Source organism: Pontibacter akesuensis (genome assembly GCF_001611675.1).
Classification (GTDB): domain Bacteria; phylum Bacteroidota; class Bacteroidia; order Cytophagales; family Hymenobacteraceae; genus Pontibacter; species Pontibacter akesuensis.
This window is the reverse complement of sequence record NZ_CP014766.1, coordinates 2,676,984-2,691,037: the sequence shown is the minus strand read 5'-3', so window position 1 is coordinate 2,691,037 and position 14,054 is coordinate 2,676,984. Positions and strand designations below refer to the sequence as shown.

8 protein-coding genes are annotated in these 14,054 nt (G+C 53.9%); all 8 read right to left on the bottom strand.

Annotated elements, in window-relative coordinates; all coding sequences use genetic code 11:
- Positions 1–46: 46 nt before the first annotated feature.
- The 8 genes from A0W33_RS11525 to A0W33_RS11490 all read right to left on the bottom strand — a co-directional run bounded on the left by A0W33_RS11525 (position 47) and on the right by A0W33_RS11490 (position 13,679).
- Entirely contained in the window at positions 47–1,654 is a 1,608-nt protein-coding gene (locus tag A0W33_RS11525; RefSeq protein ID WP_082815207.1) for a family 43 glycosylhydrolase, read from the bottom strand.
- Positions 1,655–1,774: 120 nt separating this feature from the next.
- Positions 1,775–2,881, bottom strand: a complete 1,107-nt coding sequence (locus tag A0W33_RS11520) for a glycoside hydrolase family 43 protein (protein ID WP_068838276.1) — start codon at positions 2,879–2,881, stop codon at positions 1,775–1,777.
- 60 nt (positions 2,882–2,941) lie between these two features.
- The gene (locus A0W33_RS11515; RefSeq protein WP_068838275.1) at positions 2,942–4,369 is read right to left on the bottom strand and encodes a family 43 glycosylhydrolase; all 1,428 of its coding nucleotides are present in this window, start codon (positions 4,367–4,369) and stop codon (positions 2,942–2,944) included.
- Between the two features lie 9 nt (positions 4,370–4,378).
- Positions 4,379–6,238 carry a glycoside hydrolase family 2 protein gene (locus A0W33_RS11510; protein ID WP_068838274.1) on the bottom strand — a complete coding sequence of 620 codons (1,860 nt, stop codon included), beginning with the start codon at positions 6,236–6,238 and terminating at the stop codon, positions 4,379–4,381.
- 54 nt (positions 6,239–6,292) lie between these two features.
- The gene (locus tag A0W33_RS11505; protein WP_068838273.1) at positions 6,293–7,441 is read right to left on the bottom strand and encodes a glycoside hydrolase family 172 protein; all 1,149 of its coding nucleotides are present in this window, start codon (positions 7,439–7,441) and stop codon (positions 6,293–6,295) included.
- 79 nt (positions 7,442–7,520) lie between these two features.
- Positions 7,521–8,732 (bottom strand): sialidase family protein, encoded by a 1,212-nt coding sequence (locus A0W33_RS11500; protein ID WP_068838272.1) that lies wholly within the window; start codon positions 8,730–8,732, stop codon positions 7,521–7,523.
- Positions 8,733–8,864: 132 nt separating this feature from the next.
- On the bottom strand, positions 8,865–10,409 hold the full coding sequence (locus A0W33_RS11495) for a RagB/SusD family nutrient uptake outer membrane protein (protein WP_068838271.1): 1,545 nt from the start codon (positions 10,407–10,409) through the stop codon (positions 8,865–8,867).
- A 24-nt stretch (positions 10,410–10,433) separates the two neighbouring features.
- Positions 10,434–13,679: a SusC/RagA family TonB-linked outer membrane protein gene (locus A0W33_RS11490; protein WP_229802162.1), complete on the bottom strand. Its 3,246-nt coding sequence runs from the start codon at positions 13,677–13,679 to the stop codon at positions 10,434–10,436.
- Positions 13,680–14,054: the final 375 nt, after the last annotated feature.

Below are 14,054 nucleotides of genomic sequence, written 5' to 3'. Positions count from 1 at the left end.
ATAAAGTATAGTTTTTCTTTTGGTTTTAAGCTTTGCCAGCAACAGGTTAATTGTCTACGCGGAACCAGTCGAAAGCAGCTATCGCACTTGTTGGCCCTTTGGCTGTCAGTCCAACGCGCACGCCCCTGTCCCAGGGCGGCAGGTACGAGGCATCCACCGCTTTGCCCCCGTTCAGGCTGTTCCAGGTGGTGCCGTCGGTGCTCCAGGCGAACTGCATCTGGTCGCCGTTGTTGGCGGTGAGCTGCAGCTGCACGGTCTCCTCCTTCGGGGCGGCGGTTTTGGCAATAGTTTGCATGGCGCCTCCCTTCATCGACCAAATTATAATTTCGCCATTGCTCACGCCGATGCCCACGGCGTTGTCGTTATCCCCGATAGCTGTGAGGCCTGCCATCGTGTTTCCCTGCAGTGCGCTCTTATCCAGGGCGGCCGTAGCCGTATAGTCCTCTTCCAGGGTGCGCTTACCTAGTACCGTCCCGATTTTATCCGGCGACGCCTTCAGCAGCAGCATACCGTTGTTGAAAGCATAGCTTGGCTGCTGCGTTACCGGCCACTGCCAGGTATTGGCAAGCTTGTCTGCCTCAAACTCCTCTTTCACATCCAGGTTTTTCGCCGCAGTGGCCGTTGCCGCCTCCGGGGCTGCTACCTGCGCCGTCGCGCTAGGTGCGTTGTTCTCGAAGTATGGCCAGCCGTTCTCGCCCCACTTTATCTCGTCCAGCAAGCCCTGCCTGCCGGGGTACACGAAGCCGTCGGTGCTGTAGGCATGGTAAAGAAAATAATCACGCCCGCTCTGGTCCGTTACCACCGTGCCGTGGCCCGGGCATTTCCAGGTGTTGCTTTGCTTCATGATGGGGTTCTGGTCATACTTCTCCCACGGCCCTTTCAGCGTTTTGGCTCGCGCCACACCCACGCCATAGGTGCACTCGCGGCCGCAGCACTTATCGCCCGCGTAAAAAGTATAGAAGTAGTCGCCGCGCTGCACAATGGCAGGGCCCTCCACCAGGCCACCCTCCCAGGTGCCGGGATCGTTGCGGAACATTTCAAACTTCTCTCCCGTCAGGGCGGTTCGTTCCTCGTTCATGCGCTGCGCCCAGATAGGCGTCGGCAGGCCGCGGCTGTTGCCGTCTTCCTTCCACACCAGGTACAGTTCCCCACTTTTGTCTCTTATCTCAAAGCCATCAATGGAGCCAACTTCCTGGCACACAAGCGGCCCATGGTCCGTGTAGGGGCCCGTAGCGCTTGTGGCACTGGCCACCCCCACGCACAAGCTACCGCCTTTCTTTTTAGCCGTGTAGTAAATATAGTACTTCCCGTTTTCATAGGCTATTTCAGGTGCCCAAAAATGCGCCTCCGCCCAATCCGGCATCTTATCCGGGAACACATGCCCCACTGTTTCCCAATCTACCAGGTTTTTGGAGTGCAGGATTGGGTATAGCGGTGCCCATTCAGATGAAGTGGCCGTCGCCCAATAGTCATCCCCTACCCGCACCACCGATGGATCCGCGTAATCGCCAGGAAGCACGGGGTTGGTATAGGCAACAGTTTGGGTAACCACAGGCTCACTGACTGCAGTTTCCTGCTCGTTGGTAGCCGTGTTGCTGGTACAGGAGAAAGCCACCAGGGCAACCAGGTAGCTTAGGAAGAGATGCTTTTTCATCAGTTTAATGGTTTTGTGTGATTCAGTTTTTTAGTTCGGGTCGTGTAGCAAAATGTTCGTTAAACCAGCTGTTTATACTTGCATTCCAAATCAGCTTATACTTGCACAGCCGGGGGGCGTTCAATCTTCCTCCATCTGCCCCGACGGAACAGGCAAGGGCACGCCCGCCGGAACTGGTGTGCCGAAAACCGGGAAGCCATTCGCTGTCCAGGTAAACTCCTGTGCCCGGATGTTGCGGTCCCATCCCGGTACGGCAGATTTCTTTGCGTGGTACAGAATCCAATGTTCAGTGCCGTCGGGAGAGGTGGTAAAGCTGCAGTGGCCCACACCCATCACGCTGTCCGTCCCCTGGAACACCGGGCCTTCCTTTTTCCAGTGCGCCGGCTGCATCGGGTTAAGCAAGGTGTCGGTTAGCGTTAGCTGCCCCAGTCGGTACTCCTTCAGCCACGACTCGCGGGTGGAGTAAATGAGAAACACTTTGTCCTTGTGCTTCAGCACCTGCGGCCCCTCGTTCAGGTCCAGTTCCCCGCCTGTTTCCCAGGGCTCCTCCGGAGAGGAAAGCAGCACCCGGTTGCTGCTGATGGTCCAGGGGTTGCTCATGGTGGCCATGTACAGGTGCTGCTTTGTTTTGTCTGTCGTGGCATTCTCTTTCCAACCTGACCACACCGCGTACAGTTGCCCGTTCAGTTGCAGGGGAGTCAGGTCGATAGCCCATTTGGACTCGGAGCCGGCGTAGTTGATGCTGTCGCCGGTGTAGAGCATGCCCTTGTCGGTGTACGGACCAAAGGGATCATCGCCCTCGGATTCCAGCACGCCGGAGCGTTGGTGAATAAACGGTCCGCCTCCCTTTTTGGCCGCGGCATAATAAATGTACCACTTGCCGTTAAAGCGATGCAGCTCCGGTGCCCACACGTTGCTTTTGTTCCAGCCCGTATCGGGCGTTTCCCATACCAGCACCTTCTCTCCCGGCTCCGTCAGCTTCTCCGACTGCGACACATAGAGCCCGCCATCTCCTGCACTGCAAAAGTAGTAGGTGTCATTTTTCCGGATCACCCAAGGGTCGGCGCCCTCTCCGATCGGGTTCGTAAAGTATCCCTCCGGTACGGTCTGGTTACGCTCTTCTACTTCCGGCGCGACAGCCGTTGTGCAGCATGCCAGCAGCAGCGGGTACAGCAGCACGAACAGTACCTTGAGCGGTGAAGTATGTTTAATGTGCGTAAGATTCATGAAACGGTACTAAACAAAAGACTCTGCCCATACTTGGGTGGGAGGTGATGGCACATGAAGTTAGTATACTTTCAGTTCCCACAACCCCACGCGCTTCACATGCTGTGGCTGTCCCGTAACGGTGAGGCGAACGAACCTTGCCTGCACGTCCTGCGCATGCTTCACCGGCCATTCTTTGGCCGTGCCGTTGTTACCGGTGGCATAGGTTTTCCAGGTTTCGCCATCTTCCGAATGCTCAATGCGGTAAGTATAGGCACCCATCACCTCGTCAAAAACAGGTTGCACCGCCGCTATCTCCACTACCTTTCCAAAGTCGGCCTGCAGCCAGGCAGGTGTTTTAGACGCGTCCGCCGCCCAGAGGGTGCCGTTTGCCCCATCGAAGGCTTTGGCGGCATCGTATACCTCGCTCACCGCAGCGGAAGCCGCTATCGATATGGGTTTCAGGCGCCTAGGGCTGCTCCCTGCGTCTACAAAGCTTAGCGGCACGCCTTCCTGGGTGGCCACAATGTCCTTAATAGATCCGTCTGGCCCAAACTCCATTTTATCGATGCACACCTGCCGGATGCCCTCGTAGAACGGGTACACATGGCGGTGGTATACGATGTAGTAATCATCGCCGCGCTTCAGGGTAGAGTGGTGACCGGGTCCGCTGATTTTGCCATCCGGCGTGGCCTGCAGAATCGGGCTGTTCTCCCCCTGCACAAACGGGCCGGTGGGGCTATCCGAAACAGCGTAGCGCACCTTATACGTGGAGTCGTAGTAGAGGCCGTCGGAGTACATGAGGTAATACCTGCCGTTTCGCTTGATCATGTGCGGCCCTTCGAAGTAGCCTTCCGGCGTGATCAGCTTTGGCTGCTCTTTAAAGGAAGCCATGTCGTCGGCCAGCAAGCCTACGGCACAAACCCCATCCTTAAAGTCGAAGCCGGAGCCCCAGTAGAGGTATGCCTGCCCGTCATCGTCTATGAAGGCGTCGGCATCGATGGAGTGCATCTTTTCCCACCACTGCCGGTTTTGAATAAAGATGCTGTCAGCGCCCAGCACGTTGCTGAACGGCCCCGTCGGGTGATCTGCCACGCCCACGTAAATATTGTGGTTGGTGGAAGTATAAAGGTAGAAGCGCCCATCCTTGCCCTGCGTTACCGCCGGTGCCCAAATATCCGGCTGCCCCATGTTGGTGGGCCAATTAAGCTTGGTCAGCTTCCAATCCACAAAGTCGGCGGAGCGCCAGACAGTGGCCTCGTTGCCGGTGGTGGCATAGATGTAAAACGTGTCCTGGTGCTCGATGATGTAGGGGTCCGCAAAGTTGCCCGGCACTATAGGATTACCAGTATACGTTTGCTCTTCCATTCGCTCTGTTTCCTGCACCTGCTGCCCTTCTTTTGCCGGAGAGCAGGCTCCCAAAAGCAGCAGCACGAGTGCCAGCAGCCCGTTATACTTTTGTTTGCCTGAGGCGGTGTTCGCTGCGCAGCGCATGTATATTTTTTCCATAGTCGTGCCTTATTCCTTCATTTTTACCAGCGATGGATCGTACAGCCTCGTATGCACCTGCCGAAGCTTTTCGGCAGGAATCTTGATCACCTTCCGGTCATACGTCATCAGGCCATTTGTCTCTATCTCCACGTCTGTGGTCTGTGTATAAATTGCTGCCGAAAGGCCGCGCTGAATCAGGTCCTCCAGCTTTTCGGTGAAGGCTTTATACTTGTCGAACAGTTCCTCCGTGGTTTTAAAGCTCTGGTAACCCCAGTTATCTTTCTGCTGCCACGTGTGTCCTTCCACCGGCAGGCCCAAACCGCCGAACTCACCCAACACAATCACCTGCTTTTGGCCGAACAGGTCGGCGCGCGGCATCACAGGATCCGGGTAGTTGTGCAGGTCGATAATGTGGCCAACCGGGTGGAAGTTGCCCCCGCTGGCGCTGTTCACCAACCGCGACGGGTCCATCGCCATTGTCCATTCCGTAATTTCCTTTGTTTTGAACTGCCCCCAGGCCTCGTTGAAGGGCACCCAGACCACAATGCTCGGAAAGTGGTGCAGTTCCTTCATGATCTGCCCCCACTCGGTACGGTAGATCTTCTCCGACTCAGGAGAGCGCACCATGTCCTCGCCCTGTCCTTCGATGCCGGGATGGTTTCCCCAGCGACCGCCCCAGTCGCCGTTGGGCATATCCTGCCACACCAGCATGCCGGTTTTATCGGTATGGTAATACCAGCGGGCGGGCTCCACTTTCACGTGCTTGCGAATCATGTTAAAGCCCATCTCTTTTGTCTTGTCGATGTCGAAAAGAAGGGCCTCCTCGGTAGGGGCCGTATACAACCCGTCGGGCCACCAGCCCTGGTCCAGTGGACCGTACTGAAACACAAACTCATTGTTGAGCAGCATGCGCTGCACGCCGTTTACATCAGGGGCCATACTTATTTTGCGCATGGCAAAGTAGCTTTTGGCTTCATCCACCACCTTCCCGTTTCGCACCACCGCCACCTTCAAATCATAAAGAAACGGATTTCCCGGCGACCATAGTTTTGCGTCTTTTATGGCAAGTATGGCCGGCGACGCAGCACTTGCTTCCTGCTCCGCCACTTTCCTTTTGCCATCAAATGCTGTTACCCGCAGCCGGTCGTTCGCCTGCAGGTTTTGCACATCGGCAGTTATGGTAAGCGTTCCCTTGTCTATGTCCGGGATTTGCCTGGTAGCAGCTATGTAGGTTTTAGGCACCGACTCCAGCCAAACTGTTTGCCAGATACCGGTCACGGGCGTGTACCAGATCGCCTCCGGCTTCTTTACCTGTTTACCGCGTGGCTGCGGGCCCTCATCACTGGGGTCCCACACGCTGACGGCTATCTCCTGCGCACTGCCTTTTTTCAGGTATGGCGTGATGTCGAAGGAGAAGGGATCGTAGCCGCCCTCGTGAGTGCCTACCTTTTTCCCGTTCACGTACACCTCGCTCTGCCAGTCCACTGCCCCAAAGTGCAGGAGCACGTTTTGCTTACGCAGCTTACCTGGAACATTGATGCTTTTCCTGTACCACAGCACACTGTCCTTACCCACGGTTTTGCCTACTCCGGAAAGGGCTGACTCAATGGCAAAGGGAACCAGAATCTGCCCTTTAAAGGAAGCTGGCATTTTATCCTGCTGCGCTTTCGGCACGATGGCGTAATCCCAGAGCCCGTTCAGGTTTTGCCACTCATCCCGCACCAACTGCGGGCGCGGGTACTCAGGCAAGGGGTTGTTCGGATTTACCTGTTCTGCCCAGGGAGAGGCGATCCTGCCTTTCACCATGCGCCACTTTTTATCCTGGGCAAGCGTGGTACCCGCCAGCAGAAGCAGGAAAAGCAGGAAGAGAATGTGCGGTTTTCTCATGTACAAATGTGGTTAGCTTGTAAAGGCAAGATTCGTTTTATACTTGCACCGACCTTATATCACCTCCAGCTCGTTTTTAGACGGAAGCTTTGGAAACGGCGCGTGCGGCTCGGTTTGGTACCAGTACACCACCGAGCTGATGTCTGACTTCTGCTGCAGGTAACGGTGCTCGCTTCTCCAACCCAGGTCCTGTATTGTTACGCGTAAATCTTTATCAAAACGGATGGGGTCCATGATGTGCCAACGGTACATGCCAAAGCGCTGCTGCGAGTTGTACAGGCCATCGGGCCGAATCACCTGGTGCAGGCCGGCATAGGGTGTGGAGTATTCCTCGTACTCATTCGTCTTCTTATTCTCGAAGTTGTAGGAGCCCAGAAAGTAATCCTCTGCCCCGGTGCCGTTGATGGTCGGGAATTTTTTATCGCCGTCCATGTAGAACTTAATCTCGCCTTCGCCCCACCAGCCTTTGTTATTTACCTGCCAGGCCAGATAGGTGCCCACATAGTGCCCTTTGCCCTTAATGCCGTCTATCAAGGTATGGATGGCGCCTTGCGTGGGGTTGCTTCTCCTGAACTGTGCATGGAAGTATGCCGCATCGTCAGGTACTTTTGTTAAAGCATAGTCGATCTGGTAAAACACGTTCATGCGGTCGGTGCTCAGGTTTTCGAGCGTAATGCGGCACTTCTTGCGGAAGGGCATCGGCCAGAAGGAGTTGAAGGCGCTGCCCGGATTCACCGCAATAGGCAGTGAGTTCAGCGGTGCATACTCGCCCCACCCCATCCCGAAAAAGTCTCCTACCGGCACCTCTATCGACGGTTCTTTTTCATTGTCCCAGTAAAAGCGCAGGATCGTGTGCCGCCAGTTGCCGGTCGGTGTCATCCAGATGTGCTGAATCGCACCGGGTCCCTCAATATCTGCCAGTGTTACGGTCTGCCCGCCTTCTATCCAGACGAAGGGATTCACTTTCCATCCCTGCCCCAGTTCGCGGGCCTGCTTGCCGTGCACGCCCTCCTCCAGCGTAGCCATGCCGCCCTTGCCTTTTTCTCCTGTAAAGTTCTCGGGGCTGATGGAGCGGGTTTCGGCATCTGACAGGCGGTAAATATTGCCCATGCCCATCTCAAGCCCGTTAAAGTTGCCTGCTTTCTGTGCAAAAGCGCCTGCTGCAAAGCAGATACAGGCCATAAGTGTAAAGATTTTCTTCATGATTATGCTATTAAATTATGAAGCTAAAAATGATACTCACGCAGTTACCGGGGCTGTATTCATACTTGCGCTTCAGCGTCTATTGTATGTGCCCCTCCTTCCAGTATACTTCGCTGTGCCCGTTCGCATAGTTTCGGGTGGTGATGATTACCAGCGTTTGTGGGTCCTTTAAAAAGAGTGAGCTGTAATAGGCCCCTTCATTTACCGGCAGGCCCGGCCAGGGATAGCTGATGTTTGAGAAGTTCTTGGCTACGCTGTTTCCGACCAGCACCAGCATGGTGTTCTTTTTCCAGTCCGACCCGATCGTTCTGCCGCCCCTGTCCTGCACCGACAACACGGTTTGGCCGGAAGGCAGTTGAATGATGAAGGGAGCGCCGCCCCATATGGGTGCCCGGGTAGCCAGCCAGCGCCTTTCATTTTGGATGGTACCTACACCGGCATAATCCCAACGCGCCTCCATAGAAGACCATAGAATCCAGGGCGAGGCCGTGTTGTTAACAGACTCCACCGGAAACACCATTCCCTTCCCGTTCTGCAGCACCAGTGGCACCGCCATGCCGTCGCGCATTCCGGAAGTATAAGCCACCTGAACAGGATACGACCAGGTAGCGCCATTATCCGTGGAGCGCACCATGAGTATCTCCTGCTGCTCAGCTGTATCGCCCGGGCCACTCCACCACTTGGCTTCGCTGGAGTAAAAAAGCTCTATTTCGCCGTCCGGCAGCTGGATCATGGCGGGTTCCCAGGAGCGTCCGGTTGTTACAATCTGTGGTGGTCCAAAAGTCCAGCCCCGGTCCTTACTCACGCGGATCTGGATGTTGGCATGTGCGTTGTCATCCGGCCTGCCGCGACCTGTATAAGCCAAAAGCACGTCGCCATTCTGAAGCGTGATCAGTTCAGGGTTGGAAAAGCCGTAGTAATTCGGATTATCGTCGGCCATCAGCGTTTCTGCAGTGGACCAGTTTTCGCCACCGTCTATACTTCTGCGGATGGCAATGTTATCCCATTCATTCCCCAAAGGGCCATAATGATACGTAAGTAGCACCGTGTCACCTTTCACCCGGTGCGCCCGCCCATACTCTGCCGAGTACACGTCATGCGACACTTTCACGGCCGTTTCTTCCCACGTTATCGTTAGGTTGGGCGTGGAGGTGTCCGTCGGTGGCAGGTCGTCGGGAGCACTCGTAATAGGGGCCGGGGTATCCGGGTCTGTTTTTGAATCCTCTTTGCAGGAAACCAGCAACAGCCCACTTAGCAGCACTATAAAAATTTTGCTTTGGAGTAACTTCATATGTGCCTAATTACCTTCTATTTTTATCTCTTGTGCCTTCCGCATTGCCAACAAAGTGCCCTTAACCAAAAAATCTCAGGGTCCTGAGAGTTGTTTGACCAACCTTCAGGACCCTGAGATTAAATGCTATACTTAGTAACCTGGGTTCTGGACTAAGTTCGGGTTGATGTCCACATCCCGCTGCGGAAGCGGAAGCAATGCATGCGTTCCCACTTCGAAAGTATTGAAAGCAGGATCCCGCTGCGCCAGCACATTTACAGCAGCCTGACTCTCAAAGAAGCCCCAGCGTGCCAGGTCGTTCCAACGGTGGCCTTCGCCTGACAGCTCGGTTACCCGCTCGTGCATGATTTGCTGCAGGAAAGCGGCCTGGCTTAGGTTAGGTTTTACAACTGATAGTGGCGCCAATCCTACTCTTTGCCTTACTCTGTCCACGTACTGGTACGCTTCCTGTGTTCTTCCGAGTGCATTCAGTGTTTCTGCGTACATCAGCAGCACATCAGAGTATCGGATAAAGCGGTAGTTGTTTGCAGATCGGAAGCCTTCTCCGGTACGGCCAGGCTCGGCATCGTTAGCGAATTTTCTGAACCAGGCCCTGTTGTCGGTCGGTCCGTAACGCTGTGCGAACGTTTGCCCGTAGATCATCGAGAACTCCGGTCCTCTCACATCGGTGGAGTCGAAGAAGATGGAAGCTGCCAGGCGAGGGTCACGCTGCCCGGTTACTGTTTCTTCTTTATGAAACTCATTGATTACCCAACGGTGCACTTCCGCGTCAGAGAATCCTACGTTTGCCGGTCCTATAAACTGGGCAAGCGGCGAACCGTAGTTCTGGTTTGGCGTCTGCACGTCATTGTCCGTGAACTCCGACTCGTTTGTAGCGAACTGCCACTCAAACACCGATTCTTTGTTATTTTCGGTTGTGGACAGGAAGTTATCGCGGTAATTTTCCATCAAACCATACACTTGGCTTCCTTCTCCTTCCACCAGCCACTGTAACGGTTCCAGGGCTGCCTGGTAGTTTCGTTGCTGCATGTATACTTTTGCCAGTAGTGCATTGGCTGCCCCCTTCGTTACGCGGCCTACATTCTCGCCTGAGTATGAAAGCGGCAATACTGCTGCGGCCTCTGTCAGGTCCTGTGCGGCCTGTGCGTAAACCTCCTGCTGAGTTGAGTTTGGAGGCAAAAGCGTTGGGGTAGACGGCTCCAGGATAATAGGAACATTGCCGTACAGGCTGGCCAGGTTGTAGTAGAAGAAGCCTCTGAAGAATTTTGCCTCTGCCAGTAAACGCGCCTTCAGGCTCTCGTCCATCTCAATCTCCGGGATGTTAGCCAACGCCTGGTTGGCACGGAAAATACCGATGTAGTTATCACCGTACACCCAGTTCGTCTCACCGAAGTTATAGTCGGTGATCAGGAATTTATCCATGTTGTTCTGGATGTCAATTCGTGGGCTTCTGCTAAAAGCCTCATCAGAGCGCACCGTGTAGTAAAACCACTGCCAGAGCACAATCGGCCCCCGGTGCAGGGTACTGTAGATGGCATTCACCCCCTGCTGCGCATCTGTGGCGTTCTGCCAGAACTGAACAGTGGTAGGGGAATTCGGATTCACAATATCCAGGTCTTGCTCACAGCTGGATAAAGTTAATCCGGCTGCCAACGCAAAATATAGTATCTTTTTCATAAAGAAATTCTTTCTTGATAAGTGCTAAAACTCAAAGTTCAAACCAACTGAATACACACGGCTGGCTGGCCAGTTTCCGGCGTCCAGTCCTCTCTCCAGAAGGCCTACACCTGTTACATCCGGGTCTAGCCCTGAGTATCCTGTAAAGGTCAGCAGGTTTTGCCCACTAATAAATACACGCGCGTTGTTGGTATGCATGCGGCTAAGGAATGTTGCCGGCAGGTCGTATCCAATCTCTATGTTACGAATGCGTACATATGAAGCATCCTCTAACCAGCGGTCGCTGGCGTAGCGGTTGTTCAGCGCCACACCCTGCTCTGTGGTTCGGGCCAGTCTTGGATCTGATGTATTGGTGTTGGTTGGTGTCCATGGGCTAATGTCGCTTCGGAAGTTGGTGTTCTCGTACGAATCAAGAATTCTTCTCACGTCGTTGAAAACGGTCTGCCCAAACACGCCTACCAGCTGCAGGTTGAAGGTAAAGCCTCCGTACGATGCATTAAACTGAGCACCTGTTTGCAGTGTTGGCCAAGGAGAGCCGGCAAACGTACGGTCGTCGTCGCTGATCTGGCCGTCATCGTTCAGGTCCACAAAACGAATATCACCTGGCTTGGAGAAGGGCTGAATAACGTCTCCGTTTGAGTTGGTGTGGTTCAGCACTTCCTCCTCACTCTGGAAAATACCGTCTGTTTTCACTACAAACCACTCGCCGATGCCCCTGCCAATCTGTGTTCGCGTGGCGCCAAGCTGCAGGTAGTTTATTCCTTCGCCCAGGTTACCCACATCCTCTACTCTGTTTTTGATGGTGGTGAAGTTTCCTGACACGTCCCATTTGAAAGCGTTCGCTGTGCTGCGGTAGGTAGCGCTGAATTCAACGCCGCGGTTGCTGATGGAGGCCGCGTTCACGAATGGATCACCGCCCAGGTTACCTGTGTAGAATGGTATTGGCAGGCGCGCCAGCACATCCTCAGACAGGGAGTAGTAGTACTCGGCTGTCACCAGAACTTTATTGTTGAATAAAGCTGCGTCTAAACCGAAGTTCTGAGAGGTTCTGATTTCCCATCCCAGGTCGGGGTTAACGAGACTTGCCTGGTAAGCGCCTACGTTTATAATATCATTGTTCGGCCCAAATACCACGCGTGGGTTGTTGTTGATTACACCTATATAATCCCATGATCCTACCGTGGCGATACCCAATTGTCCGTAAGAAGCACGCAGCTTCAAGTCAGAAAGCCAAGGTGCATTAAGAAATTCTTCTTCACTAATTCTCCAGCCCAAGGCTACAGAGGGGAAGAACTTACTTCTGTTGTCAGCGCCAAAGCGGGAGTCCTGGTCGTAGCGTCCGGTAAGGGTAATCAGGTACTTGTCATCAAACGTATAGTTTAACCTGCCCAGCGTTCCATTAATGCGGTAGTCTTCCAGCACTCTTCCTTCCGACGACTGATCGCCAATGGCAGAGCTGATGGGCGTCAGGTACTCACCGCCAAAGTTCACGAGTTCGTTACGTCTGGCTTCCATTCTATCCCTGGTCGTCCACTGGCGGGTATATCCCACTACACCATTAATGTTATGGCGGTCAAAATTCTTGTTGAAGTTCAGGGTATGCTCAAAAAGCATGGAGTGGAAGCTCTGGCGATCCTGGTACACGTGGCTTGGCTCAAACGCCTGGGCCAGCACCCAGTTTCCTGGTGTTCGAACGTTCTGGTGGTAATCGAAACCCGCATCCAAACCAGCGTTAAACCGGTAGCTCAGCCAATCAAACAGCTCTACATCGGCAAAGGCGTTTCCTACCAGTCGGGAATACTTGTGCGTGGAGTTAAACAGCTCTGTCATGGCCAGGTAGTTCCAGGCGTAAACAGGAGCAGCTGTCTGGTCGCCGATGCCCCAGCCTCCTGGGCTGCCCGGAGTGGCAAGGCTTGGATCACTCACCGGGATAACCGGCAGCAACTGTGGCATATCATAAAAAGCGTTTCCCAACAGAGGGCGCTCCTCCCACGAATGTGTCAACACCAGGTTTTCACCAAATGTAACCCTGCCTTTCGTTCCCTGGGTATTTACACGCAAACTGACTCTGTCGAACTCGTTGCCCACAACAACACCTTCGTTTGTGAAGTATGAACCGGAAATAAGGTAGTTACCCGCCTCACCTCCACCCGACAAGGTGACATTGTAGTCGGACAGTGTACCTAGTTGTGTTGCCTCATCCTGCCAGTCTGTATCGGTACGCGTCCAGTGTCTCACATCGTTGTAACCTGCCGGAGGCGTAACGGTAACACTGGCCGGTGGTGTGGCGCCAGAGTTCTCGTACTGCTGCCGCTGTGTGGCTGCAAACTCTTCCGAGTTCATTACATCCCACAGCTTAGGAAGCTGCTGCACGCCATATTTCACGGAAACGCCAACTTTGGCCGGACCTGCTTTTCCTTTTTTAGTGGTGATAATAATTACACCGTTACCGGCCCTGGAACCATAAATGGCCGCCGCAGAGGCATCTTTTAGAATTTGTATGGACTCGATGTCGTTCGGGTTGATGGTTGGGGTTGCATCTGCGATCATCCCATCAATTACATAGAGCGGGTTGGTGTTGGTAAAGCTGGCTACCCCGCGGATATCGATGGCTGCGCCTGCTCCCGGGCGGCCCGAGTTACGCACGGTAACCCCTGGCGCCAAACCCTGAATGGATTCTGCCACAGTAGCGGCCGTTACGCGGTTAGCGGCTTCAGGACTGATAACAGAGGCTGCACCGGTCAGGTCCTTTTTCTCAATTGTCTGGTAACCGATAACCACGACCTCCTGCAGTGCCTCCACGTCTCCCTCCAGCTGCACATTAATGGTGCTTCTGTTGTTAATCGGCACCTCCTGTGTGGCGTAGCCAATGTAGGAAAAAGCGAGTGTGCCGTTCTCCTGGCCATCGGGCACTGTTAGTGAATAGCTGCCACTGGCATCGGTAATGGTGCCTATACTTGTGCCTTTTACAGCCACACTTACACCGGGTAAGCCAGTGCCGTCTTCTCCTGTTACCCTGCCTGATACGGTAATAGCGACTGCCTTCTTGCCTTTAGCGGCAGATGCGAAGATAACTTGGTTTGTTGGCCGTTTGGAAGCCGGCGGTGCCAGGTAAGGACTTATGCCTAAGTGCTGCTCAGATATGGCAAAGCTCCTGGCCGGCATTGGCCATGACATAGCTGTTAGCGCCTTCGCATGTACAGGCAGCTGCAGCCCGGCACATAGTACTACTGGCGCCAGTAGCGTAATTTTGCGGAAAGGTTTCATCATGTAGTTTTATTAGTGAGTAGTTTATTAATCCAGATTGCTTCAGCTTGATTTCCTGGCAGCAAGCCAGTCTTTCAGCGTGAAGCAATTCTATTCAGTGCTGCACAATTTATATCCACTCCATGCCAGGAGCAGAACCGGAGAATTCTATATAGCAACATCAACTCCTGTAAGGATGACGCTTTTATGCATACTCATTAATTTTAAACTTTTCAGGTGCTTAAACTTCACCTCGGGCAAGTGCCGCTTCCAACCTTCCGCTTACAACTAAAGTGATTAATCACTTTAGTTGTATTATTCCACCCGCCGAACCCCTCTCCTTCACTTCTGGCAATGGTAAGAACCCATGGCACACTTTTCTTCACCGGAAGGCGTGCC

Coding starts and splice junctions, on each gene's coding strand:
- A0W33_RS11525 (WP_082815207.1), bottom strand. CDS start 1,654: ATGAAAAAGCATCTCTTCCTAAGCTACCTGGTTGCCCTGGTGGCTTTC.
- A0W33_RS11520 (WP_068838276.1), bottom strand. CDS start 2,881: ATGAATCTTACGCACATTAAACATACTTCACCGCTCAAGGTACTGTTC.
- A0W33_RS11515 (WP_068838275.1), bottom strand. CDS start 4,369: ATGGAAAAAATATACATGCGCTGCGCAGCGAACACCGCCTCAGGCAAA.
- A0W33_RS11510 (WP_068838274.1), bottom strand. CDS start 6,238: ATGAGAAAACCGCACATTCTCTTCCTGCTTTTCCTGCTTCTGCTGGCG.
- A0W33_RS11505 (WP_068838273.1), bottom strand. CDS start 7,441: ATGAAGAAAATCTTTACACTTATGGCCTGTATCTGCTTTGCAGCAGGC.
- A0W33_RS11500 (WP_068838272.1), bottom strand. CDS start 8,732: ATGAAGTTACTCCAAAGCAAAATTTTTATAGTGCTGCTAAGTGGGCTG.
- A0W33_RS11495 (WP_068838271.1), bottom strand. CDS start 10,409: ATGAAAAAGATACTATATTTTGCGTTGGCAGCCGGATTAACTTTATCC.
- A0W33_RS11490 (WP_229802162.1), bottom strand. CDS start 13,679: ATGATGAAACCTTTCCGCAAAATTACGCTACTGGCGCCAGTAGTACTA.